The organism is Veillonellaceae bacterium (assembly GCA_012523975.1).
GTDB lineage: Bacteria > Bacillota > Negativicutes > JAAYSF01 > JAAYSF01 > JAAYSF01.
In genome coordinates this window covers 1-26,293 of record JAAYSF010000001.1, presented here as the reverse complement: position 1 = coordinate 26,293, position 26,293 = coordinate 1, and the positions used below count along the sequence as shown (strand labels likewise).

Genomic DNA, 26,293 nt, shown 5'->3' with positions numbered 1-26,293 from the left:
GGCCTAGCGAGTAAACTGAAACATGTCGTGACCTACCTAAAAAATTCCTCACTAGATTATACATCTCCTTTCACGTCTATCTATAATATACTATGCAGGAGATACTTCTTATGTGAAGTGTGAGTAATTTATCCGAAGCGGGAGTATACCACTACGGGTACAGGCGAGCGGCTAAGTCCCTGGATAATTTCGACTAGAATTCAGATGGCGTTAAAACGCCATCTGAATTAAGTCTCCATTTATATTAATGTTTCAATTGTGCCGATAACGTCGCCGCGATGATTTTTCAGAACCGGCGGAAACATTCTTAATAATTCTTGGTGCTCGGCTGATGTTATTAAGTCGAGGCGCTTTAATACGCCTATTACCGCCGGGTTAATAGCGCGATAACTACCATCCTCAATTTTAAAGCTTATACCAATACCCTGGTTTACATCTGCCAGACAGTAAACGGCTTCGGCGCCAATCTTAGCGAGGATACGGCCTTTAGTCAAATTCATTACAGCAGTATCAATCCGCCCGGTACCAGCTACTACGCTGGGGTGAGCCAGCATCGCGTCCCTAATGGTTTTAACCGCCTCAATATTCTGGCCCCAGTTTGCCGTGTCAGGCCGCCCCAGCCGTGCATAAGCATATGCCATATTCTTGAGCGGCAGGTAAAAAACAGGAACACCGCAGCCGTCAATGCCAATCTCGACTTCTTCAGCCTTTAATCCGGCGGCATCAGCTACTGCCGTATGCATAACCTTTTGTACCTCATGGTCGGATTCAGTATAGCCTTCGACTGGTAGCCCAAGCATTTTGCACAGTGCCAGCATCCCGGTATGTTTTCCGGAGCAGGCATTGTGTACAGCCTGATATTTTTCATTATTTAGCATAATTGCTTTGGCCGCTTTGCTATTCATTGGTTTAGCCGAACCGCAGGCTAGTGCTTCCTCAGTAAGCCCAACTTTCAGCAACGCCTTGCGCACTAAATCGACATGCTGCTGTTCACCGCTATGCGATGATACCATCAGCGCCAACTCTTCACTCGTAATATCATACTTGGCCAACCCGCCTTCGAAAACAAAAGGCAATACCTGAAACGGCTTAGCTGCTGAACGCCAAAACATCGGTAGATCGGGATTTCCAACACTATCAACTAACTTACCCTGAACATCAACAACAGCAATATCACCGCGATGTAAACTCTCTACCTTGCCGGCACGCGTATATTGCAGCAATATTTCACTCATTTGACTTCCTCCTTGGTTGGTTGCATATCTGGATAATATCTTAGCTATTTTCTCTGACTCAATATTGATTTCCTGCCTGCCATCATTATCATGTACACCTTTTAACCTTGTCAGTCGCTTAAATACGCGCTAAACTTATACCAGTAGTTACCAACATACACGGGAGGTATTTGTTTATGAGATTAACTAAACTGCTCATGACCTTTCTTGCTATTTTTCTACTTATTATCACCCCGTCTATAGGCAAAGCGAATTCAGCCTACATTATTAACGGAATATTAACTGAATCGGCGCCGGAAACTTTTGAATCCGACGTAAAACAAATCACTGAATTTAATAACTGGTATAACCGTTATACCAATTACCCAAGCGGCTACAGCATGATTTATCCCCGCGACATGATTGTAGATGTTTCCCTTTCAGCTGTGCGAACAGTCTTTGCCAATAATATAACTAAAATCGAAGTTTATTATGATGATTTTAGCAACACTGAAACCACGGCACGTAATTATATTCATTATGGGAATAGATTCCTCCGTAATACCGACGACCATACTGTAACTTTGGACTCAACCTTTTCCGTGAACGGCTTTAAAACGCATCTGCTGAAATGGGAACGCCGTAAACTGGCCCGGGTAGAGAACGATAAGAACTACTATGCCTCAGCTGAGATTATCAAAAACAGTTCCGAGGTGTATACCATCTTTATCAAATCAAGCCAGCCGATTCAAAACGAATTGGCTATAATAGAAAGCTTTAAAATCATTGATAAACTGGGCCAGGCTGGTATCTATAAACGCAACGCAAGATCATTTTCCAAGTTCAATAGCGAAACTGTCAGCTTTTATGACAAGTATTTCAGCCCCACCAGTAAACTAACCTGGGGCCTGTTTGAACCCTCTGCCCCCGAGACGTTTTCATACTTAGCTCCGCTTGAAACTGCTATGGATTATACCTTCCCTATTTTGCTTCGTTATCAGTCTCTTGAAGAAAACGCCCCGATTCGCGGTCTTAACAAAGCCTACGAACAAGGACGTTATGTTGAACTGACTCTCCAAACAGTTAATCCTGGCCTTGTCAATGCCCTCCGATCACAATCGGCAAACGCCAATGCTCGCATTATATACCAGATGCTTGACGGACAATACGATGATTACCTCCATGAGTACGCTGCCCGCCTTAAAGCCTTTGGGCATCCGGTTTTATTTAGGTTAAACAATGAAATGAATGGTGACTGGTGCTGGTATTCGGCCTATTATACTTCCAAAGACACTGACCTATATATCGCGCTGTGGAAATACATTCACTCAATATTTATGGCCGAAGGTGTTGAAAATGTTCTATGGGTCTGGAATCCCCATGATGTCTCGCGGCCTGACTTTAAATGGAATCACTACCTGACCTATTATCCGGGAGATGAGTATGTCGATATTATTGGACTAACCGGTTACAATAACGGCACCTACTTCCCCGGTGAAAAATGGCGTGAGTTTGATGAAATATATCAGCCTATCTATGATGAATACACTGCCATTTTCCCCAAACCATTAATGATTACCGAGTTCGCTTCAAATTCAGTCGGCGGGGATAAAGCCGCCTGGCTCCAAAATATGTTCAATTCAATTAATAAGTACCCGGCCATCAAGGCTGCCGTCTGGTGGAGCGGTATCGATTATGACGAAAATGGCAACCCCGGTCGTATCTACCTAATTGACGAGAGCGAGGAATACCTCAAAATTTTCCGAGAAAACTTACCTGAATAAACTTCGAAATCCGGCTTGCGCCGAGCTTTAGCAAAAGCATAAGCAAATGAAAAAAGGGCAGTCTCAAAATAGTTTTTATACCTATTTTGAGACTGCCCCACTTTTATCCGACAGAATTCAGGTGGCGTTAAAACGCCATCTGAATCAAGTCTCCATTTATAACTTAGGAATTTTAATTGTGGAAACCATAAGCGCTGATAGCGCAATCAGCAAAAGAGCATTTAACTCGAACGGAAAACTGCCGCCGACTAGCGCAGCTCCAGCAAGAACAGGACCGGCCGCCGTAATCGGCAAGCCTAGATAATAGCCTTGAAATGATACCGTATTAAACCTTGCCAAGCGCAAGGCCCCGCAGATTGGGAATAACGCAGCCAGCAGATAGCCGTTCCAGCCAGCACTGATAAAATTCAGCATATACGCTATGATAGCAGGCGCTACACCAAACGATACTAAATCGGCTAGCGAATCAAGCTGTTTTCCAAATTCGCTAGCAACATTAAGTCTTCTGGCAATCCTTCCATCTAAACTGTCAAACAACGCCGCCCCAACAATTAGAGCAGTAGCTGCCCACCAGTCCTCCATCAAAGAGAGCAGGATAGCCATAATACCGGCGAAAAGATTAAAGACTGTCAGCATATTGGGGATCCATCTTTTGGACATTTACATCACCTCAGATGATCCTATTCCCTTGTTATATACACAATCTTAGGGGGGGTTCCTGTGCCGCCTTGGGTAGTATTTATGTCTGAAGTATCAGCCGGAGGCTGCTCATCAGTGTTTTCCGGCGATTTAGGTGTAATTTCGCCTTGATTCAGCAACTCCTCAAGTTCAGTGCCTTCAAGTGTTTCACGCTTAATCAGCGTTTCAGCAATCAAATGCAGTTTATCGATATTGTCATTAAGAAGTTTCTCTACTTCGGAGTATGCCGTTTCAACCAGTCGGCGGACTTCTTTATCAATAGCGTATGCTACTTCTTCACTGTAATTGCGGTCACGTGATATATCACGCCCCAGGAAGACTTGTTCCTGTCTGCGACCAAGCGTAATCGGACCAAGTTCATCACTCATGCCGTACTCGCAAATCATTTTGCGAACAAGTTCGGTTGCGCGTTCTAAGTCATTTTGCGCGCCTGTGCTAATTTCTTTCAGCACCACAGCTTCAGCGACTCGGCCGCCTAATAATGTCTTAAGCTGATCTAATAGCTCGGACCGCGTTGCATAATAGCGATCTTCCTTAGGCAGCATGAGCGTATAACCGCCAGCCCGGCCACGGGGAATAATGGATACCTTATGCACGGGATCAGTATGGGTAAGCAGCATGCCGATAAGGGCATGACCGGCTTCGTGATAAGCGGTAAGCCGTTTTTCTTTATCGCTGATGACCTTACTCTTACGTTCCGGTCCGGCGACTACCCTTTCAATTGATTCTTCAAGCTCCTCCATTTCAATACGCCGCTTGTTGCGTCTGGCTGCCAGAAGAGCGGCCTCATTGACTAGATTGCTAAGATCAGCGCCGGTAAATCCAGGGGTACGTCTAGCCAAAACCTCAAGATCTGCGCTTTTTTCAACCGGTTTGCCTTTGGTGTGGACCTTTAAGATTTCATGCCGACCTTTAACGTCCGGCCGGTCAACAGTAATCTGCCTATCAAAACGGCCCGGTCTTAACAACGCTGGGTCAAGGATATCCGGGCGGTTAGTTGCGGCAATAATTATAATGCCTTCGTTAACGCCAAAACCATCCATTTCAACAAGTAATTGATTAAGCGTCTGTTCGCGCTCGTCATGACCGCCGCCCAAACCGGCGCCACGCTGACGGCCAACTGCATCGATCTCATCGATGAAAACTATACAAGGAGCACTCTTTTTGGCTTGCTCGAACAAATCGCGCACACGAGATGCCCCAACCCCGACAAACATTTCGACGAAGTCAGAACCGCTGATACTGAAGAAAGGTACTCCGGCTTCACCGGCAACAGCTCTGGCTAACAGCGTTTTGCCTGTGCCGGGAGGTCCAAAGAGCAATACACCTTTCGGGATACGAGCTCCCAAATCGTTATATTTTTTAGGATGCTTTAAAAACTCTACTACTTCTTCTAATTCCTGCTTTGCCTCATCAGCCCCGGCCACGTCGGCAAAAGTCACCTTGATCTTGTCTTCACTATGCAGCTTTGCGCGGCTTTTGCCGAATGACATCACCCGGCTACCCCCGCCTTGGGTTTGCTGCATGATAAAGAACCATACGCCGATTAGCAATAAAATCGGCAGAATTGATGAAAAAATCGTCGTCCACCATGGCGGCTGCGGCGGCTGTTCGGCCTTAATATCTATATTTTTTTCCCGCAGTGTGGCAATAAGGGTTGGATCGTCTGGCACAACAGTTGTAAATTCTTTTCCATCTTTCAAACTGCCCTTAATGGTGTTATCTACTATTGTTACACGCTCAACATTTTGCTCTTCAATGCTTTTTAAAAGCTGAGTGTAGCTAATCTCCTGTGTGGTAGTTGTGCGTGACGAATAATAATCAATAATAGATATAGCAATGATGATAATTAATAAGTAGAAACTAACATTCCGGAAAAATTTGTTCAACAACTAGCCCTCCTCTCACTGGAGCACATACATAACAAATTTTGGCCTATACAGCAGAATATTATACCATTGATTGCAACATTTAACAATGTATTTTAGACCTTGTATTTCAACGTCTGCTTAAACAGCAGACGACTGCAGTCCAGCTAAATTTTATTTATAAATTTCTGGTTTGAGAACGCCAATGAACGGAAGATTACGATACTTTTCTGCATAATCCAGTCCGTAACCCACAACAAATTCGTCAGGAACAATGAAACCGTTGTAGGATATCTCAACATCAGCCTTGCGGCGTTCAGGTTTGTTCAAAAGCGTACATATCTTAACGCTAGCCGGTTTACGCGATTTAAGGTTTTCCAAAAGATACTTCAGTGTAAGACCGGAGTCAATAATATCTTCAACAATAAGTAGATGCTTACCCTGAACTTCTTCATCCAAATCTTTTAAGATTCGGACAATTCCACTTGATGTAGTCGATGATCCATAGCTTGATACCGCCATGAAATCAATTGCTACCGGCACCTTAATAGCCCGCGCCAAATCGGCCATAAAAATGACTGCTCCCCGCAGTACGCCAATCATGAGGATTTCTTTGCCAGCGTAGTCGGCTGTTATTTCCTCACCGATGGCTTTAATCCGTGACGCCAATTCTTCTTGACTTATCAGGACTTTTTCAATATCGTTCAGCATTACTTTTTCCTCCTAGTCTATTTCAATTGTTGAATTGTCAGCTGTAAAAATTGTGTTGTAGTTCTGATTACTCTACCCCGTTCTGCCTGGCGATAGCCGGTAACCCAAATTATGCCCCCCTTATCGCAAACTAAGAGAATACTGTCGCGTTCCTCCTGTGGTACTTTAGCGTCAATAAAAAAGTCCTTTAATTTTTTTGTACCTTTCAGACCAAGCGGTTCAAAACGATCACCCGGTAGTCTGGTACGGACATAAAGAGGAGCCTCTAAACTCCGCCAGTCAAAAACACCAACCTGCCCACCTTGCTTTTCCGGCCGCGTGCTACAAATTTCGGCAGTGATTTTTACAGCTAACTGTTCTATGTAGGTAATGCCTGGAATGGTTAGGTTGGTAGTCGGAACTGTCGCGACGGCAATTTTAGGTTTCCAGCCGACTAGAAGCTCATGATAACCCTTTTTAACCAATAAACGCCCTGGTAGCTCGACGATATTCCCCACAGCAGCGTTTTTTGCCATCATTATCAATCTTTCCACATGGGAAAAGGTTATTCCTTTTAAATTACCTTGTTTTTTTTCAACCGTCAAGCGTAAAAGTTCACGCTGGAGCGCAATATGTTGACTCAACAGTTTCCGGCAATCGATTGAATATGTACCTTGATCAGCCGTTACTGTGGCTGGCCATAGCTGCTCGGCCGCCTTATTTATATAATCATGCTGTTCGCCGATAACAGCCGCCGTGCGAAAGAGAGTATCTTTAATTGCGGGATTATATTCTTTTTCAAGCAGCGGCACTAATTGCAGCCGTACCCTGTTACGTAGGAAATCGGTTTCAAAATTTGTTATATCTGTACGCGGACTGAGCTGATTTTGAAAGCAATAAGCTTCTATCTCACTTCGGCTAACTGCTAAAAGCGGTCTAATAATTCCGCCGTTAGCGGCCTGCATTCCTCGTAGTCCGCCACTTCCGGCGCCTCGAAGCAAATTAATCAGGACAGTTTCGGCCTGATCGTCAGCATGATGACCTGTGGCAATCTTGGCGCCGCCTACAGTAACTGCGACTTTACGTAAAAAATCGTAGCGTCGTTCCCGGGCCTCCTCTTCGAGCGAACGGCCACTAGCCTTTGCATATTGCGGCACATCAATAGACGTCTTATAAAAAGGCAGGTTATATTCGGCACAAAAATCAGCAACAAAAGCGGCATCAGCCGCTGACTGCTCGCCTCTTATCATGTGATCGACATGCGCAACAACAAGCTGGAACTTATATTGAACGGATAATATATTAAGAATATGTACTAACGCCAGTGAGTCAGGTCCTCCCGAACATGCGGCGACAATTTTATCTTCCTTGGTTAACAACCTATTCTTATCAATCCAACCTTTAATTTTTTCTAACATGTTCAGTGCTATTCTCCACGTTATAGTTTATAACCAGCCGATAGACAGTAGAACTAACAAATATGCCAAAAGCTATTGCGCCGCCGATCATTAATGTCTTCATCCCCATCGCCACGCCTTCGGCGTAACGACCCTCGACCAGGAAGCGAATGGTAGTATACGCCTCGCCGCCCGGCACTAGCGGGATAAAGCCGGGTATAATAAAAATAGTTGCCGGTTTTCTCAAAAGTCTAGCCAACAGTTCGGCAATTATGCCAATGGCGATACTTCCCAAAAAGTCCGCTAATATAATATTTCCCCCGCTTTGGAGGGTTGTATACACAACTAGCCAAGATAATACGCCAACCATTCCATCGTAAAACAACAACCTGCGCGGCACCCGGTAAAGTACGCCAATTGCCGCAGACATAAAAAAAACTGCTGCTATTTTTAGGCCAAGCATATTATCACCTCACAAAGTGTACTGCAAGCCCGATTACTACCCCCATCGCTACTGCTGTGGCCGTCAGCGCCGCCTCCATGCCGCGTGACAGCCCGCTTAAAAGATCACCCGCTATAACATCGCGAATAGCATTTGTGATAGCGACCCCAGGTACCAACGGCATAATGCCGCCAATTATAACTGCATCTCTGTTAAGATACGGCAAGGCATTATCAAGTCCCGAACCTATTAAGGCGGCTGCCATGCCGCCAAGAAATTCAAATGTGAATTGAACACCATGCCGGCGCGAAACAATATGAGCGATAAAACGCACAGTTAGCGCAGCGCCAAAAGCCCCAAGCACCTCTGCACTATTTGCATTCTGAATAATAGCCGTTGTACCGCCGACTACTCCGGCTGCTAGCATCGACGGAAACAACGAGAATCCTGTTCGCTCACGACCGATATGTTCTAAAATACTGTATGCCCCCTGATAATCAATCCTCTGCGCTACCAAGCGCCGTGACAGTTCATTAACCTTAGCAATACGATCCAAGTTAATTGTTCGGGCCCGCACTCGCCACATTGAGGTAAGCAGATTTCCAGATGAATCATAGACCGTTAAAAACAACCCTGTTGGTATAACAAAACTTTCAACCTTTGCGGCCCCGCACGCCTTAGCCATATGCATCATCGTTTCTTCAACCCGGTAGGTCTCAGCTCCGTTTTTAAGCATTATTTCGCCGGCCAGCCCGGCAATTTTGACTATCTGCTCTAGCGAAATAGCCATTGCTGCACCGCCCTCGTCTATTTAGTCACATAATTCTTGCGAAACTGGTTATTCTCCTGCATTATTATACCAAATAGTATGCCCGCTACAAACATACTTTTTTACTCGTTTTAAAAAGGCCGCTAATGCGGCCTTAATGGTTTTTACAATATCGCTTATTAATTTACAACCGGCTGCTGAATAACTTTAGCTACCAGTACTGTCATATCGTCCCGAAGGCGGCCGCACGACAATTCAATTGCCTGCCTAAGCAAATGATCGGCAATTTCCTGAGGGTGGCCGTTATCAATACGCCGCAGGAAATTTACCACCCAGCTTTCCCGCTCAACCCCGCGCCGGGGCCCGGCGATAACATCGGCAATACCATCACTAACCATAACTATTATATCACCGGCCACTACAACCGTTTTTACAGGCTCAATCTCAATCTGTTGAATGATACCGATCGGCAATGATGAAGATTGAATGGTTGAAACCTCACGCACTCGCTTGATATAGCTTGGCGCGGATCCGACCTTTAAAAATTCGGTCTCACCGGAATAGGTGTCAATTATTGCCATGTCAACGGTAGCAAAGCTTTCTTCCGGGGTTTTTAACAACAGCAATGAATTGACTGTCTTAACAGCTACATCAACATCAAACCCAACCGCCAACAGTTTTTCCAGGAATCCGACCGCCATATTGCTTTCACCGGCTGCTTTGCTGCCGCTGCCCATCCCATCACTAAGCATGAGGGCTATCTTACCCTTATTAAGCGGCACAACAGCACTGGTGTCACCACACACGCCCTGCGGCTCTTTTGCGGCGCTTGCTACCCCTGTAATAACACTCAGACGGCTGGCTACCTGCATAGTCAGCTTGCATTTTGTGTTCTTGCCTTTATTGCCGCATTGCGCATGCAGCATAAGTTTCTCCTGAACCAGACTTGCTGCTAGCGGCAAAATTGAATTCTTACATTCGCGGTTGCCGTTACAAGGATTTTTACAGGCCTCTACCTTGGCCGCCCCTTTTGTCCCTGTAACCCGCACTTGCTCAAGCGGACACTCAAGCAGCGCGGCTTTAGTCTTTAACACATAGGCGAGCTCACGGTCGGAGCGCGGCTCCTTTGCAATCTCATGCGCAAGATTACCGATAATAGTTCCGGCCGCCCGCATTTGTTCGGTAACCATTTGCCGGTGATCGATTAATTTTTTCTGCCAGAAGGACAATGACCTGTTCCGCTCTATTACCATATTTACCGTCTCAGCTAGTTCAGTACGCCTAACGCAGTTATCCTTAATCAAACGCGGCAGATTGCCGTCTTTAAGCGTTTCCCCTTGTCCTCTTGACATAATATCAAGCATAGCCTGATAAGTACGATAGAAGTTGTTTTCCCAACATTCTACCCTGTTGGAACAAGGTCCGCAGACCCGCTCACCGATAACAGCCAGCGCTCTGTTTAACTCATCATCACGGGCCTTCTCTTTGCCGCTTGCGGTAATCGAACCAAAAGCGTCAGCTAAATCTCCGAACATTTCCGCGATATTATTTATCTTGGCTTTAGCCTCATTAAGCACAGTTGATGACAATAGCAAGTCACCGGTTTCTCCGTCCTGAAGATTTTGCGTAAGTACCACTAGCCTTTTGGTAGGAATCAGCAAAAATAAGCCGGCTGATATGGCAACCTCGATCAAAACTAACATTAGATCCGGGGCTTGTCCTAAATATAGGATGGTAACAAGACTGCCTAGTATGAATCCCAAGATAACTGCAAATCGGCCTAGTCGTCTAAACACACCTGCCAGCAGTCCGGCTAGTGCATAAAGCGATATGGCGGTCGATACATTGTTTTCGGTTATTCCAATAACCAGCCCAACAGCAATACCGACTGATGCTCCCAACCCGGCGCCGCCGCTGAATGCCAGCGCCATGATAAGCAGCCCACCGGCAATGTCACGTACGCTGTAATCAGCCGCCGTCATATTGCCAAACCCAGCTACAGCAATGGCCAGCATGGCGGTCAAACAAATTAGACTATCATTTGAAACCCGGACGGTTGAATCTTTAATGAGCAGCGGCATACCATACAAAAAAATATATGTTGATACCAGACAGATAGCGGCATTGAACAGGGCAAACACCATACTGTATAAAGCTGTCTGTTGCCCGACAAGATTAACTGCCATTCCGGCAAATGCGGCGGCACAGGCAATCGCAACCGGAACAACTAAGAGTTTGCGATGCATAAGCGTAAGCTTGTCGGCTAACCGGAAATAGAGCAGGATACTAAAGCCATAAATCCACGCCTGCGGGTAATTCCCGCTCGAAATAACACCCGCTAACGACCACAGTGCCATTGCCGGTGCCCTGCTCCGGTCAGTATGGGCTACGGCTGCGAATAACGCCAAACCAAAGGGCGCCATTTCGCCCATTATAGCCACGCGCCCCAACAAAAAAGCCAGAATACTCATAAGAAGATGTCTATAAAGCAGGGTCCTAAAGACGGCACTAATTTTACTATTAATAGCAGTCCATGCAAACTTCTTCACCCTTGGCTTAGGTGACGGCGGCAGACTAGGGGCCTGTACTACATCTTCTGGCACTGAAACGACAGTCACTCTCGGCATAACTTATCCACCTCGTATCGTGTGTTACTTAATATTTTACATAAATTGTAAAACGGTGTATGTCTGAACAAGTCATACCAATCGTAAAAAAATCTGACACTATCCGCGAGAAAACTCAAAATTATCCCGGCCTATCAGCGACTTTTCATGTTTTGGCTGCATGATGGCTGCATTTTTTGTCGATAAAACTCAAGGGTATGCGCCTATAGCAAGTAAATTTTCAATGTGTAAAACACCGATATTTGGGGATTTTAAGCGCGAGGAGGTTATGTTTTTATGAAACTACTACTGCAGCCGCTCCCAATCCGCATTTTTCACTGGGTAATGTTTGTGTGCGTCATGGTCCTCCTATTCACCGGCTTGTATATCAATAACCCCATTTCAGCAATAACCGTTCCGCTAAACATGGTCCGTAAAATTCATAGCATGTTTGGTCTCATCTTAATAGCCAATTTGCTTGGGCAGATATATTACTATGCTGTTACAAAAAAATTTACCGAAATTTTATTACTGCCCGGTGACTGGGTCAACATGCGCAGTTTTACCCGCTATGTACTATTTATAACCGATGGCCACCCCAACTTTGGCCGCTATAATCCCGGCCAAAAATGGCTTTTCACTTCCTGGGGAGTAGCTGTGCTGGTAGCATCGTTTACCAGTATGATTCTGCTGTTTCCCGATAAAACTTCTTGGCTGCAGCTGCACCTAGGCGGCTTAAATACTGTCCGCATCCTTCATTATTTTGTCGCCATCTTTTTTGCGGCTACAATTCCGCTTCACTTTTACCTTGTTTTCACCGAAGATCCGGCTAAACTTCAAGCTATATTTACAGGTTATATTGAAAAAGAGCCTAACAAAACCGATAAAAATGATTAGAATCCTCCTGGTTTGGCAAGTTTATACTTATACCCATAATGAGGAGAGAGCTAACCCATGAATAGTCAGCGAATTTTGCTAATGGGCAGCCTGCTGCTTTTTTTAGCAGGGATAGCTTATAGCATGTTTTATCAATTTCTTCTAAATCTCGCCCATCACCATTCACTGCTTTATAATCTTGATATGGCGCTTAATATGGCCGTCAAAGGCGATTTTGAAGCAGCATCGGCCTTTGCCCTCCAATACCGGGCGGAAGCAGCAGCACGCGAAATACACAGCCGCATTCCCCTTGAACTGATGCTTACCGGTGCTCTCTGTGCACCGCTTTTGATTGCTAGCCGCTATATCGAGACAAGTGAACGAATGCAGCGTATTTTTGCCCTCCTAGTTGTACTTGGCGGTTTCGTACTGGCTTCGGGCGAAATCATCACCGTTTACGGACCTGAACGCTGGGGCTTTCTCATCACCCTAGGCGGTTATAGTTGGATTGCTTTGGGTCTCTTGGGCTATACCATTTATACCGCCCTCTACATGTGGATTCATGATACTCCAAAAACCAGCCGGTCCCGGCGTAACACCACCTCAAACTAAAAGCGGTGAGACTTAAACCAGCCTCACCGGATCATCTGACATATTTAACAGATGCACAGCACAAGTAAAACAAGGATCAAACGATCTTACAACGCGGCCGACCTCGATCAGACTCTCGGGGTCGGCCACTGGCGTTCCGACCAGAGCTTCTTCTACCGGCCCACGCCTTCCTTGAGAATCGCGGGGTGAGAAATTCCACGTTGTCGGCGTTATTACTTGGTAGTGTACCACCTTGCCGTTCTTAACTTTTAGCCAATGCCCCAGCGCTCCCCGCATCGCATCTGTTGTTCCATAGCCTTCACCGTTGGGTAGCGGCGTATAATGTAAGATGGTTGGTCCGTTCACAGCTAGCTGATCGAGCCAGCTAGCTGCTAACCGGCAGATTTTCAAGGTTTCATAAGCCCGGGCTACCACTCTGTCCATTGCTGAAATACCGCGTTGATAGTCCCCGCAGATGAAACCGCGCGCCAATGGCCCGGTTTCAAATGGCTGCCCATCATAGCGGGGTGCTTTTACCCATGAATATGCTTCGGCCTTGTCTCGATCCGGCACTGTAGTTCCTTCGGCAGGATGACGGGCATAGACCTGGTCGCTGTACCAGCTCGCGGTAATATCTTCAGTTATTTGAGCCATATCAACTTGTTCTACCCGACCCCGGTTTTTTATAATCCCTGGCTGAAATTCCTGCTTACCGGATACCGGGTGGGTAAACATGCCATAAGAGATGAAATTGCCGTAACCAATTCCTAAATTATAATAATCCTTATAATAGCTAGCGATAGTCAACACATCCGGGATATGAACCTTCTCAACCCATTCGGTTATTTCCGACAGGATGCTCCGGTAAGCAACAATCCGTTCACTGGACGCTTTTTCAGTAACTCCGCTCGGCAGGATTGTCTGCTGATGCGGTGTTTTTGCACCAAAAATCGCCATCATCTCATGAGCACGGGCTGACAAATGAACGCCTTGTTTCATATGCTCCAACAGCTCTGCGCTCACTTTTTCAGGTATCCGGTAATCACCATTGAGCCTAGGAACATAGGGCGGAATATCCGGTCCTTTTACATAATCAAAAAAAACCAACACGTAAAAGTGCCGGAGATGGTTTTGGATTATATCTGCGGCAAAAATAAGATTTGCTAAGTGTTGTCCATTGGGCGGCATTGCAACTTTGAATATCTGCTGTAAAGCGATAGCAGAAGCGACCGAATGGGCCGATGAGCATATGCCGCAAATCCGCTGCATAAAGAAGACGCAATCACGCGGATCCCGGCCAATCATCATATTTTCAAAACCTCGGAACAGTGTACCCGAAACATGGGCATCGATGACCTTGCCGCCTTGAATATCAACATCCAAGCGCATTGGTGCGTGAATTCGCGTAAAGGGAAATATCGTTTTAACAGCCATAGCTACTCCTTCTTACTTTCATTATGCCAAAAATCGCGGATGCGCTTCAAAAATGACTTTCGCTTACGGCGTTGGTTTTGTACAGCGAGGTTTTTGGTCTCTGCCATTAGCGCGTTCTGCTCTCTTATTAAATCATCAAGGTCTTGCTTTAATTGAGTAAGGTTTTCCGGTGGCAAACTTTCACCCGGTTTGGTACCTTTCAAATAGTGCTTATGAATTCGCCGGGCAAATACCCCGGCTGCCAGGTGAGTGCCAATCGCCCCTACTCCCAATACTGTCAGCGCCGCCCCAAGCTTTCTAACGTTGACAGCTACGGCCGGCGTTTGGATATCCGGCAGGTGGTTAAAAAACGGCATCATACCGTCAGGAAAGTGGGGGCTTGCGCAGCCGATGCATGGCGTCCCGGCTTTCACCGGCCAATTGACATATTGATTCCACTGACGGGTAGGGCAGTCGGCATGCGTAACCGGCCCCTTACAGCCCACTTTATACAAGCACCCGTCTTCACCCGGAAAGCTGGCAAAAATACCATCTTCAAACTGCTGTCGGCGATGACACAAATCGTGAATTGTCTTGCCGAAAAACAGCTTAGGCCGGTTATAGGCATCAAGCTCGGGCATTCCGTAGAATAGTAGATGAGTAAAAGTACCCGTCATCCAGTCCGGATTAGCCGGACATCCCGGAACATTAATAACTTGCTGCTTAATAACATCCCATACCCCTTTAGCCCCGCCGAGATTTGGATGGGCAGCTGCCGGTCCGCCATAGCAGGCACAATCGCCCACCGCGATTATATGTTTAGCCTTGGGAGCAAATTCTTGAAGGGCAGCCAGCCCGGTAATCATTGCCCCGTTCCGCATAAATATCTCATTGAACCGGCCATTATCAGCCGTCATAACCGAACCCTCAATAATCAGCCAAAATTTCCCCGACTCTTTATTAACAGTATCCATCAAGGCTTTGACCGCCAAGTCGCCTTGCGCCGAATTAAACAATACCGAATATCTAAGATCAAGCATTTTTGTAAACAATTCGAGTAAATTAGGATTGGTCGCATTATCAAGCGATATCGAATTACCCGTGCAAGTACCAAGTTCCAACCAAATTACCGGCGGCCTTGCTACCTGACGTTGTTCTTGGGCTTGTATGACTAGCGGAAATAGCTTTTCAGCTAAGCTCAAAGTCAAGGTAGAAGACATGCACAATCTTAAAAAATCACGGCGTGTAAGCATGACTGCCCCCTCTAATCGCTAGAATTTCATTATCTAAAGTTCCCAGTAATGGATTTTCTAGTCTATTAGTAATAATTTTATTGAAAAATTGATCTTAACACGAGGGCTAAAAAAAAGATTGCCTACCCTCACTAACTGAGAGCGGCAATCTTTTTTCGTGATTTGAGCAAATCAATAAAAGCTTCCAACCGGGTTAATATCCCGGCTTCACCTGACTGCTCGTCATATACAAGCGACAATACCGGAATATTCCTGTCTTGACTCACTTTTGGCAAAATGTTCTTGGCAATTACTTCGGGCATACAAGTGAACGGATAGACCTGGATTACACCATCATATCCAGACTGGCTCATGTCGATAGTATGGCCGATACTTTTTAGCCCGTGACCGCCGACATAATGACCAAGATATGGTTTGGCTAAAGCAAATAGGTCTTCATATTTATCCAGATACTCCCGTTTTCTTAAAAGGTGGCCGCGGACATAGTCGCTAAGATACATTATTTTATGAACTTCAACACCCATATTTCCTAATAGCCGTTCAATATTTAAGTTGATAAACGGCTCTATTGTTACGTAAATTTCGCCAACCAGCCCGATTTTAAGCGGCTCGGCATCATAACACATATCACGTTCAATTTTGGAAAGGGTATCCTGCAAAACATTTGTAATCTGCGGAATATCCTGGGAATAGGCAATATCAGTAACAGCTCGCTGCCAAATTGCATCGGCTGAACCAGGAGTTTTCTGACGAGGCCTAAGTGCGGTTAGGCCTTTTTCAATACTATCAAGCGCGTTCATCTTAGCGCCGGCAAATTTAAAGGCATGATAAATTTCCCGAAGACTCTTTTTATAAGCCACCTTGCGCAAATGTTTTAAAACGTCGACAATATCAGGTTCAATTACAAGCATATCAAACTTATAGCCAAGCTGCTGTAAAATACCTTTTTGCACTTCGGCATAATAGCCGAGGCGGCAGGGACCGACTCCGCCGCAGGTGACAAGAGTATCGGCCCCTTGGTCAAGCGCTTCAATAAAATTGCCAAGTGTGACCTTAAACGGCAGACAAACTGTCTCCGGTGAATTTTTTACGCCTAATTCCATGGTTCGCTTAGTAATCGGCGGCGGTGTTAATACCGTTCGGCCTAGGCTGGTAAAGAGGGCTTCAAGCACTATGGCCATCGTTCCCATATGCGGGTAAGTAATCAGCACAGAGCCCACCTCCGTCTAAGCATATCGGTAAATGCCTCCAGTCTGGTTATAAAACCAGCCTCAGCCGTATGCTCGTCAACCGTCAGCAGCATATAGGGGATTCCTCGTGAATGAGCATGCTGGCCGACAAGCTCAGCCGTCAGTGCGTCAGGTCCGCATGAGAATGATGTGAGGAAAATAATGCCGTCAACCTTATTGTCGGGCTGCATATATGCCAGTGCAGCTCCGGCCATGTGGTGACTATACGACCAAAAAAGCTTTTTCCCAAGCACCTTGGCGGCTTGATCAGCTTTCTGACTGTCAACCATTTCAGGCGTTACAACATTAAACTGAAGCTTATGAAGTCTATTTATAACATCCATACTTAATTGCCTATCATGAATTATGTACGGGTGACCGATCAGCGCAACTTTTTTTTGCCCATTTTCAGCCGCCAGTTCCTTACGGTGCAGTTGTTTGGCCTTATGCCACGCATAAAAGCTAACCAGCGGCCCTTTACCAAACAGTATGCCAATATCATTAATTGCCTTATATAGATTGCGTTTTCTCTGCCTAAGATCAATATTGACATCGATTATAGGCGGCAAACCCGCCATATTCATTCGGAGAAGATCTGGCATACCGATAATTTTAGGACAGGTATACTGTCCCCGCGCAACACTTATCATCCGCGGAACAAACAGATAATCAACCTTTTCAGCCAGCTCTTGCACATGTCCAAAAGCAACCTTTACAGGCAAACACACTTCATCCAATTCACTGCCCGCATCCATTGTCTTACGGGTTGTATCACCCGATATAATTACTTGAGCGCCAAGCTCGCGCAAAAACTTCTCCCAGATTGCCCCATACTGATAAAACAACAAACAACGCGGTATTCCAACACGTATTGCCAATGTCCCATCCCCTTTACGAGACTGCTGTCGCTTTGCTGCTCCATTTGCCGCAGCGATCGCCCCACCGGGCGGCAACCTCACCATTAAGTTTTATTTCGATGACTTCGCACATGTTCGAACAGCCACCGCATTCAAAACTATGCGGCGTATAGGTAAAATCAACTACATCAAAGCCCCGGAAAGCTGTTATTGGCTTGGTCTGCAATTCTTCCCGCGCCAAAAGTGCCGCTCCCACTGCTCCCATAACACTATAATGAGGCGGAATTACAACTTCGCACCCCAGCGCTTCTTCAAAAGCCTGTTTCATCCCTTTATTAGCAGCAACACCGCCCTGAAACAGAACCGGCTGCTGAATCTGCTTACCTTTACCGACATTGCTCAAATAGTTCCGCACAAGTGCTTGGCATAAGCCTTTTAAAATATCGGAAATAGGATGGCCTGTCTGTTGTTTGTGGATCATATCCGACTCGGCAAAAACTGCGCATCGTCCGGCAATTCTGACAGGTGAGGTAGCAGTTAGGGCGATATTGCCAAATTCCTCAATCGGTATATTCAGGCGAGCGGCTTGTTGGTCGAGGAACGAGCCTGTCCCAGCAGCACATACCGTATTCATTGCAAAATCGGTTACGATACCGTCACGAATCAAAATTATTTTTGAGTCTTGACCACCTATCTCGATCACAGTCCGCACGTCAGGAATAATATGCATGGCGGCAACTGCATGAGCTGTTATTTCATTTTTGACACTATCAGCACCTACTATGACACCGGTTAGCTGACGGGCGCTGCCGGTTGTGCCAACCCCCTTGATATCCAGGTTCGGGTACTTGTCCCGTATCTGTCTAAGCCCTGTTTGCACTGCCACTATCGGCTGTCCCTGCGTCCTAATATATAAAGCGTCATTAACCTTACCACCATCATCAACAACAACAATATTAGTACTAACCGAGCCTACGTCTATACCTAGATAAAATCCCATAACACCCTCCCGAAATAATTTGGTATACTTTGTATTATTATACCATAATTTCCAGATTATATAAAAAGACATCTACCCTACAGTTTGCCCAAACCAACGGGATTATAACAATAAAAAAGAGCATCCCATCTGGAATGCTCCTAAAAGTTTATCTATTCAGCTTTACGGGCAGCGCCGCGGCCGCCGCGCTTGGATTCGGTATTGCGTTTCAGGTCAGATAAGCGCTCATCGCTGTCTTTCATAAACTTGCTTAACTTATCCTCGAAAGATAAAGTGTTTGACCTGCTCGGACGCCGGTTATCGTTGGAGTATGTTCTTCGGGGGCTTGGATTTGGACTTGGAGGTTGAAGCTGCTTAATAGACAAGCCAATTTTACCGCGCTCATCAACCGACAAAACTTTTACTTTAACTTTATCTTGCTCTTTTAGAAAATCCTTTACGTCGCGGACATACACATCAGCAACCTCTGAGATGTGAATAAGACCTACTTTTCCTCCAGGCAGTTCAACAAATGCACCGAAGTTTGTAATACCGGTCACTACTCCCTCAACCACACTGCCAACTTCAATGGACATACTAATCAAATTTCCTCCTTAAAAAACTATGTTTTGCAACCATATTATACTCTTGACCCTGAAAAGGTGTCAAGAAATACTGCCTGGAATTAATTTTTTGCAGCCGGTATATACGGAACTTCACCCGGTTTTACTAAACCCAGTTCTTCACGGGCGAGTTTCTCAATATAGGCAGGAGTATTAAGCTTATTGCGTTCCTCTATCAAAGAGGCATTTTCCTGAACAGCCTGTTCCAACCTCTGCCGGGCAGCCTTATTTTCGGATTCGATAGCACTAAGCTGGTTTTGCTGGCCAACAAAAAGATATATAAAATAGCCAAAAATAAAAATTGCAGCCAGCCGGAACCATTTTATGCGAACTTTGCGGCGACGCGCCATAGAACCACCACCATCCGAGTATGTTACGGCAATATCTATTCGCCGGCTACCGCAGTATTTCCTCTTTCTTGTAAAAAATTTACTTATTATTCAGGAGGGATATTCTCATCAGGTGGTTTTTTAAAATGATCTTTACACCAAGCTGCTGTCCGTCTTTTTACAATTCTGAACGGCCGCAGCAGCCACCCTAGCACCCACGCCAGAGGTCTGAAGATAATAAGCTGTAAAAACCGTTTGGTCCAGACAATAGCAAAATGAATTGCCCGAAAAACTTGGAGTAATAATGCCTGGGCCAGCTTGCTAAGCAGCTTAAAATATAAAACCGCCCCGCTAAGCAGCCCGATAAACACATAAGCCCGCAATTCACCCCAATTGCTCATAAGAAGAACGCCAAAAGTTATTGCTGTTGCTATCAGCCAGAAGAGCAAGTCGGTAATATAAGTAACAGCTCGACGGGGCCGCACTAAATTATGAGTCACCCGATAAAAATCAAAGAACAGGCCAATTATAGCTCCAGTTGCCAAAGTTATAGCAAAAGTCGCAATCTGCTGATTGCTCTCCATCTCCTATCACCTCACTTCCAAGCCTATCGCCAGCGCCATGAGTGGTATTTTTTCAACAACCGCAAAATGGTCAAGCCAATTAATATGGCTGTCAGTACGCATAACCAACCCACATTGGTGCGAACTTCCTTCCAGTAATCGGATTTTAGGCTGTAGGCTGGCAGCGGCTTATTCTGCGCTTTATACCAGTAGGTGATAATCCGGTCGATATAATCGTTAGTTTCTTTAAACGGCGGAACGCCGTTATAGCGGTTAACCTCTCCTGGACCGGCGTTATAGGCGGCTAAGGCCCGCACCATATCGCCATTGTAGGTTTTGTATAATTGCCCCAAATAAGCGGTGCCAATACGAATATTTAATTCGGGATTAAAGTAACACTCGCGGGTACATTCCCCGGGATGCCGGCCGACACAAGCCTTAATTTCATTGTTAACTTGCTGCCAAGTAGACGGAATAACCTGCATCAGCCCATGCGCTCCTGCGCTTGATACCGCCCGTGGCTGAAAAGAACTTTCGGCTTGAATAACGGCAGCCACCACCTGACCGCTTATTCTCTCGGCGCGGGAATAGCGATTGATGAGATCGGCATATGGCAGAAGGCCATTAGATTCATGATACTCTTTTACCCCGCCGTTAAACCGCTCCCTCAGCAGCTTGCGATAACTGTCAGCCATAAAATCGGCAACTCCGTAAATGGCTAGTTCTAGGACAAAGATTACCAACAACGCATACCAGACTGTAAGCAGTTTATGCCGCAAGATTGCGCTCATTCCTCATTTTAGCAAGCGACCGAGCAGCCCTTTTTTAGTCTGAGCCGACTCATCATAAACAAGCGCCCTAATATTTCCCTCTATGATGATATTGCCTTTGTCTAAGCTGAGTTGTTTAATGTTGAGACCATCACCTTTAACAGCGAGTACACCCTGCTCTGTCTCCATTAATATTTCCTTTTCATCATAGCTCCCCAGATTAATGACACCATCAATGGTCAGTTCTTCCCGCTCTAGCAAGGTAAGCTGATGCTGCCAGTTCGGCGTTTTATCTATTGGCATTATACTCCCTCCCGCCATACATTTACTAGTGATTTATATGATACCAACTGGGAAAATAGTACAAATAGCCAATTTGGATATACTAAAAACTGGCGTATCTAAGCTAGTAATGGAGGGATTACATGTCTTACGATAATCTTTATTACTTCTGGCAAAAAGCAGCTTTTTTTATTAGTCATACTATCAACATTTGGCAGCTCATGGTCTTGTTAGGCACGGCGGTCGTTTGCTGGTTCTTGGCTGCCGAATTCAATAAAAAGAATGCCCGGGCCCGCGAGGCCAAACTGTCTCGTCTGACAGCCGCTGCTTACACCTCTATCGCCCTAGTGCTTTGGCTGTTTTCCTTCATCTTTAAGTAGTACTACTACTTATGCTCTCCAATATTGCGGATCGAAACACTTGCCGAAACAATAAGCGGAACTGTCGGGAAAATATCTTCCCACCGACCTTCGACCCGCTTCCAAGCCTTTGGGTCTTCAGTTTTTAACCTAGGACCTAATTTATTAAAATCAGACCCCATTTTTTGACTGGTCTCGTGGCTGTATAGTACCAACCGCTTTATTTCTTTGGCAAAAGCCACCTCAGCTTCACGCAGATATTTCGGATTGTCCGTATCATGCTGGCAGCCACAAGTTACCTCAGCCAAATTGCCGCGAACAAAGGTATCTAGCGTAAAGTAAACATTATCTCCCTCGGGGAAACATTTTAATCTCGTATCATGATTAAAGATTTCAAAAGACAATGTCTGACCGGGATGTTCCTTGCATTCCACATCAATAATACCCGATCTTAAGGTACCGTTTATAAATCTGGTACCAAATATCACTCTTTCGTCAACAAACCCAACAAGCTTATCCTTTTTGAAAGCCGCACCCCCGCCAACTTTTACCAGCTTACCTGCCTTTACTATCCGGGGAAGAACGAAATCATGCCGGTTATCAAGATCCTGTGACAAATAACCTAAATCGGTGCGCGCCCCTGGAATATGCGGATTGCGCGAATGAAAGCGTAGTGTATTGCTTAAATATAGGCCGCCCGGCTCATTGGTTGGCGTCTTTAACTCTAGTATTTCCCTGGCTTCCCCCGGTGTAATCAACACCCTGGTCCGCCAGCGCATTTCGGGGTCACGCCGAAAGAAGTCGGTAAGGGGGGCAATACCGGCTTTCTTTACCGCCGCCTCACTGATAACTATAGTATGAATATGCTCCCAATACAGACCTTTACTGGACTGCCCAAGCGTATCCCTGACCATTTCAAACAGCGAATCGCCGGTATTAGATAGGACAAAAGTTCGCGACGCATCGCTCCCGCCCCCGCCGCCGGATCTACCACCGCCCCCGCCTGTCAGCTTAAGCACCTGGATGCTCAGTCGGTACTTCTTACTGCCATGTGTCTGGACAAAGGTCTCAGCTTTACGCGTTTTGTCATCACCCTGTCCCCCCCCTGCATCGGCTACATCAATAGCTGCGGCCAATACAAAGTTTCTCTCCTGAAGTTCTCTAGCGTCCCAGCAGCCGGTTATAAGCAGGCTGATACCTAGTATTATTGCTACTAACAGAACTTGTCTAACCTTGTTTGGTGGCACTGTTTACACCCCGCTTTTGGCGCCAAGCTAAAATAAGGCTTATGGGAATGACTAAAAAAGAGAACCCTAAGCCAATCAAAGTCGAGATTTTATTTATCATATTGATAGCCGTTTGCCCCTGAATTAGAGCCGATATCCCAAACAGCAGTGGCGTCAGCAGTAAAACCATCGGCCGATGATCAGCATAACGGTAGTGCTTGGTAAAAGTTAGCGCGCCCCCGTAAAGCAGCATTACCAAAGTGTCAAAGACTATTGGAATCCATGCTAGTATCAGATAGTTCTCAAGCCGCTCAATAAATGTTCCCGGCAGTTCTACTGCCCGCATAGTGATTATGGGCGGGTATGGAGTGTTTGCCGCGCTTTGAACCGTCATAACACCAATTATGCTTACAAACAAAAATTCAAATATTATTAGCAAAATTAGATAAGCCACGGTTACACTTTTACCTAGATTAGTTGTACCACGATAAACCAGCGGCAGCAGCAGCAAAATCACTTCATAGCCTGAAAACATTGCCCATATCTCCGGGGTTTCTTTTATAATTACCATAAAATTATCAGGAATAAACGGCATAAGGTTTTCAATGCGAAGATTTAGGATGGTAGTACTCCACATAAGTAACCACACTGTTACGAAAAGAATCAATGTTATCTGGGTAACCCTGAGAATTGTACCAAATTCTTGGAGCGCACAGTAAACAGTCAACGCAAAGATGGCCAAGGCAACAACGGCATACGGTGTCCGGTCAAACATAAACAGGGTAATTACATTGGTGAAGCCGTGGAAAATTACACTGAACTCTAGCAGAAATAATGCTACATACCACCATAAGATGATTCCGCCAAGTACCTTTCCCCACAGCCGGGGCATATACTCAACAAGCGTTTCACCGGGATACTGTTTGCCGAGTTTAAGCATCATAATCGTAACGCCCCAGAAGATTACTACCCCGATTGCTATCAGTAAAAACGTACCGTTTTCTGTTCGTTCAATTATCTTTTGCGGCGAGAGCACTGATTGGCCACCAAAGATGGTAGCGATAAGTAACGCTGTCAGTTGAGCCGGTATTATCTTATCTTTTACTTCAAGATTAGGCACTATTATCACCGGACCTCTGTTTGTCCTGAGCGCCATACTGCTCCGGCCGGGAATCGAGTTTTCTGAGCGGCAGACGTATGATCATATCTTTCCAGTCGGAAAGCAGCGATATATCTAAGATTGCCCCAAGATACGATTCCCCGAAACTCCTAAGTGAGCACATATGGACTGTTACGGCCAGATAGCCCAGCATAACACCGTACAGCCCGAGAATCGATGCCAGAAACAGCATTGGTACGCGCAGAAATCTAAGCGCCATGGCATACCCATAGTTAGGCATGGTAAATGAAGCCATAGCGGTAGTTGCCACAACGACAACCAGCAAAGGATTGACCAGCCCGGCCTCTACAACAGTAGTCCCAATGACCAAAGCGCCTATAACCCCAGCTGCCCCGGCAATTTTCTTAGGCAGCCTGATAACTGCCTCCTGAAATATCTCCAACAGCGCTTCCATTAAAACGGCTTCCAGAAACGATGGGAAAGGCGTCCGAGAGCGAAGTTCGGCAATCGAAATGGCCAAGGTTGTCGGTAACATTCCAGGATGGAAAGCAACGATTGAAATGTAGATAGCCGGCAAATATATCGCCAGGAAGCCGGCAATGTGGCGGGTCAGCGTAATCAGACTGGCAACGACGGCTGGGCTGGTATAGTCTTCCGGGGTCTGCATAATTGCATTATAGGTGCAGGGAACAATAAGTCCAATCGGTGAATTATCAACGATTATCGCAAGCCGGCCCTCATAAATGGCAGAAACTATTTTATCAGGACGTTCGGTAGATTGAACCTGGGGAAACGGCGACCAGGGGTGGTCAACAATTAAATCTTCAATTTTATAAGAGGATAAAATAATATCTGGCTTTATCCGCCTGAGCCGAGCTTTGACTTCTTCAAGCAGGCCAGGCTTAATCAGGTTGCCTACATAAACGAGCGCGACAGCTGTTCTTGACCGTTCTCCGAGCCTAAGCATATGAACCTTGAGATTAGCATCATTAGTCCAACGCCGTATCAGCGCAATATTATCCTGCAGCGTCTCATTAAAACCTTCATGCGGCCCTCTGATTACTTCTTCGGCAAGCGGTTCGCTAACGCTGCGCTTGGGAAATTTTTCAGTACCAACCACAAAAACTTCGGCCATACCATCAATAAACAAGAGGCCGCGGCCACTAATAGCAGCTTCAATAGCTTCGCTTGGTTTTGATACCAGTGATAGTGAAGCCGCTGTAAGCGTTTTCTCGATAAGTTGACGTGGATTGGCCTGTACCTGACTATCATTTTTGGGTGACATCAAGGTCTCTAGTACATTTTTTTCCAAGAGTGTAATATCGGTCATACCGAAACAATATACTAACATACCTTTACGATCAGCTGCTTTGAAGCGGCGGAAGATAAAATCATCGCAGTCTCGCAAAACTACTTTCAGTAATTTTTCATTCTCTTCCAGACTTGACGTAAATACAAAAGGCTGCTGATCGGCTGCCGCTACTTTACGAAGGTCGGCAACTATTGTCGACATATCCTCGGCAAGTTCCGCTCCTTTTGAGGTAAGCTTACGGAGGGCGGCAAGATTACTACTAAGCTGGCTGAATGATTCTTCTGGATGAGCATCTGACAATTTCTTGAAACTGCGGCCAGTTTTTCCCATAGTGCCACCCCCCCTTTTCGCATAATGTATTTTCTGCTAAAAATCGCAAAATTATGCTAAAAGCGGACGCTTCGATCAGCGTCCGCTTGTCCTTTTACTGCCAGCGTTTTTCAATTTTCACATCTTTAAAGTAGTGGGCAACAATGTCCTCCGGCTTTTTACCTTCGGTTGCCATCTTATTTGCGCCCCATTGCGACATACCTACACCATGACCATAGCCTTTGCCGGTAAAGGCTACCGTTTCACCCTTAACCTCAACTTTATCGAGCAGCAGTGATTTGAGTTCGGTGCTGCCTAAGCCAAGTCGCATTTCGGGAGCCGATACCGATATATCGCCATTAATAACAAAGGTTGTGGCGCGGCCCGATGGGCCTTTATTGCCAATGGCGAAACTTTCAACGCTGCCGACCTTCTGACCTAGTTTAGCCAATGCGTCCATTATCTCGGATTTGGTAAAAGTCACTGTCCATTTTTTAACGTCAGCAGGAGCGAGATCGTCAGGTGATTCAACCGATTTAATATAAGGAGGCTCATTTTTTTGATAATCCAAACCCTCCTTAGCCGTGGCGGTAATACCGCCGGCGCTAGCATGGAACCAGGAATTGATAGCCTTGCCTTGATAAGTAGCAATCTCGCCGCGGGTCATCTCAACGGCTCGTTTTACATTTTCGGTGATTGCTTTATCATTATAAGCCTGAAATTCTTTAATATC

Annotated in this window: 26 protein-coding genes; 4 read left to right on the top strand and 22 right to left on the bottom strand. The window is 45.8% G+C overall.

Annotation, left to right across the window (positions count from 1 at the left end; genetic code table 11):
- Positions 1–239: 239 nt before the first annotated feature.
- Entirely contained in the window at positions 240–1,235 is a 996-nt protein-coding gene (locus tag GX348_00130; protein NLP40606.1) for an asparaginase, read from the bottom strand.
- Between the two features lie 176 nt (positions 1,236–1,411).
- Here GX348_00130 and GX348_00125 point away from each other — a divergent pair, with 176 nt between their 5' ends.
- Positions 1,412–2,998 (top strand): endoglucanase, encoded by a 1,587-nt coding sequence (locus GX348_00125; GenBank protein NLP40605.1) that lies wholly within the window; start codon positions 1,412–1,414, stop codon positions 2,996–2,998.
- A 156-nt stretch (positions 2,999–3,154) separates the two neighbouring features.
- Here GX348_00125 and pssA read toward each other — a convergent pair whose 3' ends face one another.
- From pssA to spoIIE, 7 genes are all read right to left on the bottom strand, one after another.
- Positions 3,155–3,658: a CDP-diacylglycerol--serine O-phosphatidyltransferase gene (pssA, locus tag GX348_00120; protein NLP40604.1), complete on the bottom strand. Its 504-nt coding sequence runs from the start codon at positions 3,656–3,658 to the stop codon at positions 3,155–3,157.
- A 20-nt stretch (positions 3,659–3,678) separates the two neighbouring features.
- Positions 3,679–5,586, bottom strand: coding sequence for an ATP-dependent metallopeptidase FtsH/Yme1/Tma family protein (locus GX348_00115; protein ID NLP40603.1), 1,908 nt, complete (start codon positions 5,584–5,586; stop codon positions 3,679–3,681).
- Between the two features lie 153 nt (positions 5,587–5,739).
- Positions 5,740–6,276 carry a hypoxanthine phosphoribosyltransferase gene (gene hpt, locus GX348_00110; protein NLP40602.1) on the bottom strand — a complete coding sequence of 179 codons (537 nt, stop codon included), beginning with the start codon at positions 6,274–6,276 and terminating at the stop codon, positions 5,740–5,742.
- Positions 6,277–6,293: 17 nt separating this feature from the next.
- Positions 6,294–7,673, bottom strand: coding sequence for a tRNA lysidine(34) synthetase TilS (gene tilS, locus GX348_00105; protein NLP40601.1), 1,380 nt, complete (start codon positions 7,671–7,673; stop codon positions 6,294–6,296).
- Positions 7,657–8,115, bottom strand: a complete 459-nt coding sequence (locus GX348_00100) for a threonine/serine exporter (GenBank protein NLP40600.1) — start codon at positions 8,113–8,115, stop codon at positions 7,657–7,659. The genes tilS and GX348_00100 overlap by 17 nt, the downstream gene beginning before the upstream one ends.
- Before the next feature lie 4 nt (positions 8,116–8,119).
- Positions 8,120–8,884 (bottom strand): threonine/serine exporter family protein, encoded by a 765-nt coding sequence (locus GX348_00095; protein ID NLP40599.1) that lies wholly within the window; start codon positions 8,882–8,884, stop codon positions 8,120–8,122.
- 158 nt (positions 8,885–9,042) lie between these two features.
- On the bottom strand, positions 9,043–11,490 hold the full coding sequence (spoIIE, locus tag GX348_00090) for a stage II sporulation protein E (protein NLP40598.1): 2,448 nt from the start codon (positions 11,488–11,490) through the stop codon (positions 9,043–9,045).
- 276 nt (positions 11,491–11,766) lie between these two features.
- On the opposite strand from spoIIE, the gene GX348_00085 reads away from it, so the two are divergent.
- Positions 11,767–12,366: an iron hydrogenase gene (locus GX348_00085; GenBank protein NLP40597.1), complete on the top strand. Its 600-nt coding sequence runs from the start codon at positions 11,767–11,769 to the stop codon at positions 12,364–12,366.
- A gap of 57 nt (positions 12,367–12,423) precedes the next feature.
- On the top strand, positions 12,424–12,957 hold the full coding sequence (locus tag GX348_00080) for a hypothetical protein (protein NLP40596.1): 534 nt from the start codon (positions 12,424–12,426) through the stop codon (positions 12,955–12,957).
- A 12-nt stretch (positions 12,958–12,969) separates the two neighbouring features.
- Here the strand turns inward: GX348_00080 and GX348_00075 are convergent, their stop codons facing one another.
- The 10 genes from GX348_00075 to yabP form a co-directional block, all read right to left on the bottom strand.
- Complete coding sequence (locus GX348_00075) at positions 12,970–14,370, bottom strand: nickel-dependent hydrogenase large subunit (GenBank protein NLP40595.1); 1,401 nt, start codon at positions 14,368–14,370, stop codon at positions 12,970–12,972.
- 2 nt (positions 14,371–14,372) lie between these two features.
- Positions 14,373–15,602, bottom strand: coding sequence for a hydrogenase small subunit (locus GX348_00070; GenBank protein ID NLP40594.1), 1,230 nt, complete (start codon positions 15,600–15,602; stop codon positions 14,373–14,375).
- 131 nt (positions 15,603–15,733) lie between these two features.
- Positions 15,734–16,813: a hypothetical protein gene (locus GX348_00065; GenBank protein ID NLP40593.1), complete on the bottom strand. Its 1,080-nt coding sequence runs from the start codon at positions 16,811–16,813 to the stop codon at positions 15,734–15,736.
- Entirely contained in the window at positions 16,807–17,709 is a 903-nt protein-coding gene (locus tag GX348_00060; GenBank protein NLP40592.1) for a hypothetical protein, read from the bottom strand. The genes GX348_00065 and GX348_00060 overlap by 7 nt, the downstream gene beginning before the upstream one ends.
- Before the next feature lie 13 nt (positions 17,710–17,722).
- Complete coding sequence (locus tag GX348_00055) at positions 17,723–18,688, bottom strand: 2-hydroxyglutaryl-CoA dehydratase (protein ID NLP40591.1); 966 nt, start codon at positions 18,686–18,688, stop codon at positions 17,723–17,725.
- 152 nt (positions 18,689–18,840) lie between these two features.
- A complete protein-coding gene (locus GX348_00050; GenBank protein ID NLP40590.1) occupies positions 18,841–19,263 on the bottom strand; it encodes an RNA-binding protein S1 in 423 nt (140 codons plus the stop codon).
- 89 nt (positions 19,264–19,352) lie between these two features.
- Positions 19,353–19,640: a septum formation initiator family protein gene (locus tag GX348_00045; protein ID NLP40589.1), complete on the bottom strand. Its 288-nt coding sequence runs from the start codon at positions 19,638–19,640 to the stop codon at positions 19,353–19,355.
- A gap of 86 nt (positions 19,641–19,726) precedes the next feature.
- A complete protein-coding gene (yabQ, locus tag GX348_00040) occupies positions 19,727–20,203 on the bottom strand; it encodes a spore cortex biosynthesis protein YabQ (GenBank protein NLP40588.1) in 477 nt (158 codons plus the stop codon).
- 23 nt (positions 20,204–20,226) lie between these two features.
- Positions 20,227–20,961, bottom strand: coding sequence for a lytic transglycosylase domain-containing protein (locus GX348_00035; protein ID NLP40587.1), 735 nt, complete (start codon positions 20,959–20,961; stop codon positions 20,227–20,229).
- Positions 20,962–20,976: 15 nt separating this feature from the next.
- The gene (yabP, locus tag GX348_00030) at positions 20,977–21,255 is read right to left on the bottom strand and encodes a sporulation protein YabP (GenBank protein NLP40586.1); all 279 of its coding nucleotides are present in this window, start codon (positions 21,253–21,255) and stop codon (positions 20,977–20,979) included.
- Positions 21,256–21,377: 122 nt separating this feature from the next.
- Here yabP and GX348_00025 point away from each other — a divergent pair, with 122 nt between their 5' ends.
- Positions 21,378–21,614, top strand: a complete 237-nt coding sequence (locus GX348_00025; GenBank protein NLP40585.1) for a hypothetical protein — start codon at positions 21,378–21,380, stop codon at positions 21,612–21,614.
- A 5-nt stretch (positions 21,615–21,619) separates the two neighbouring features.
- On the opposite strand, the gene GX348_00020 is transcribed toward GX348_00025, so the two are convergent.
- The 4 genes from GX348_00020 to GX348_00005 form a co-directional block, all read right to left on the bottom strand.
- Complete coding sequence (locus GX348_00020) at positions 21,620–22,840, bottom strand: Ger(x)C family spore germination protein (protein ID NLP40584.1); 1,221 nt, start codon at positions 22,838–22,840, stop codon at positions 21,620–21,622.
- Positions 22,821–23,948: an endospore germination permease gene (locus GX348_00015; protein NLP40583.1), complete on the bottom strand. Its 1,128-nt coding sequence runs from the start codon at positions 23,946–23,948 to the stop codon at positions 22,821–22,823. Before GX348_00015 ends, GX348_00020 begins: the two co-directional genes overlap by 20 nt.
- Positions 23,932–25,581, bottom strand: a complete 1,650-nt coding sequence (locus tag GX348_00010; GenBank protein ID NLP40582.1) for a spore germination protein — start codon at positions 25,579–25,581, stop codon at positions 23,932–23,934. The genes GX348_00015 and GX348_00010 overlap by 17 nt, the downstream gene beginning before the upstream one ends.
- Positions 25,582–25,675: 94 nt before the next feature.
- On the bottom strand, positions 25,676–26,293 hold a 618-nt coding region (locus tag GX348_00005), incomplete at its 5' end, for a SpoIID/LytB domain-containing protein (GenBank protein NLP40581.1).

Excerpts from the sequence above, each read along its gene's own strand:
- tilS (NLP40601.1), bottom strand. The coding sequence starts at position 7,673 with ATGTTAGAAAAAATTAAAGGTTGGATTGATAAGAATAGGTTGTTAACC.
- GX348_00070 (NLP40594.1), bottom strand. The coding sequence starts at position 15,602 with ATGCTTACACGCCGTGATTTTTTAAGATTGTGCATGTCTTCTACCTTG.
- GX348_00085 (NLP40597.1), top strand. The coding sequence starts at position 11,767 with ATGAAACTACTACTGCAGCCGCTCCCAATCCGCATTTTTCACTGGGTA.
- GX348_00080 (NLP40596.1), top strand. The coding sequence starts at position 12,424 with ATGAATAGTCAGCGAATTTTGCTAATGGGCAGCCTGCTGCTTTTTTTA.
- GX348_00010 (NLP40582.1), bottom strand. The coding sequence starts at position 25,581 with ATGGGAAAAACTGGCCGCAGTTTCAAGAAATTGTCAGATGCTCATCCA.
- GX348_00100 (NLP40600.1), bottom strand. The coding sequence starts at position 8,115 with ATGCTTGGCCTAAAAATAGCAGCAGTTTTTTTTATGTCTGCGGCAATT.
- GX348_00075 (NLP40595.1), bottom strand. The coding sequence starts at position 14,370 with ATGGCTGTTAAAACGATATTTCCCTTTACGCGAATTCACGCACCAATG.
- yabP (NLP40586.1), bottom strand. The coding sequence starts at position 21,255 with ATGCCAATAGATAAAACGCCGAACTGGCAGCATCAGCTTACCTTGCTA.
- GX348_00045 (NLP40589.1), bottom strand. The coding sequence starts at position 19,640 with ATGGCGCGTCGCCGCAAAGTTCGCATAAAATGGTTCCGGCTGGCTGCA.
- hpt (NLP40602.1), bottom strand. The coding sequence starts at position 6,276 with ATGCTGAACGATATTGAAAAAGTCCTGATAAGTCAAGAAGAATTGGCG.
- spoIIE (NLP40598.1), bottom strand. The coding sequence starts at position 11,490 with ATGCCGAGAGTGACTGTCGTTTCAGTGCCAGAAGATGTAGTACAGGCC.
- GX348_00095 (NLP40599.1), bottom strand. The coding sequence starts at position 8,884 with ATGGCTATTTCGCTAGAGCAGATAGTCAAAATTGCCGGGCTGGCCGGC.
- GX348_00050 (NLP40590.1), bottom strand. The coding sequence starts at position 19,263 with ATGTCCATTGAAGTTGGCAGTGTGGTTGAGGGAGTAGTGACCGGTATT.
- GX348_00130 (NLP40606.1), bottom strand. The coding sequence starts at position 1,235 with ATGAGTGAAATATTGCTGCAATATACGCGTGCCGGCAAGGTAGAGAGT.
- pssA (NLP40604.1), bottom strand. The coding sequence starts at position 3,658 with ATGTCCAAAAGATGGATCCCCAATATGCTGACAGTCTTTAATCTTTTC.
- yabQ (NLP40588.1), bottom strand. The coding sequence starts at position 20,203 with ATGGAGAGCAATCAGCAGATTGCGACTTTTGCTATAACTTTGGCAACT.
- GX348_00055 (NLP40591.1), bottom strand. The coding sequence starts at position 18,688 with ATGGGATTTTATCTAGGTATAGACGTAGGCTCGGTTAGTACTAATATT.
- GX348_00125 (NLP40605.1), top strand. The coding sequence starts at position 1,412 with ATGAGATTAACTAAACTGCTCATGACCTTTCTTGCTATTTTTCTACTT.
- GX348_00025 (NLP40585.1), top strand. The coding sequence starts at position 21,378 with ATGTCTTACGATAATCTTTATTACTTCTGGCAAAAAGCAGCTTTTTTT.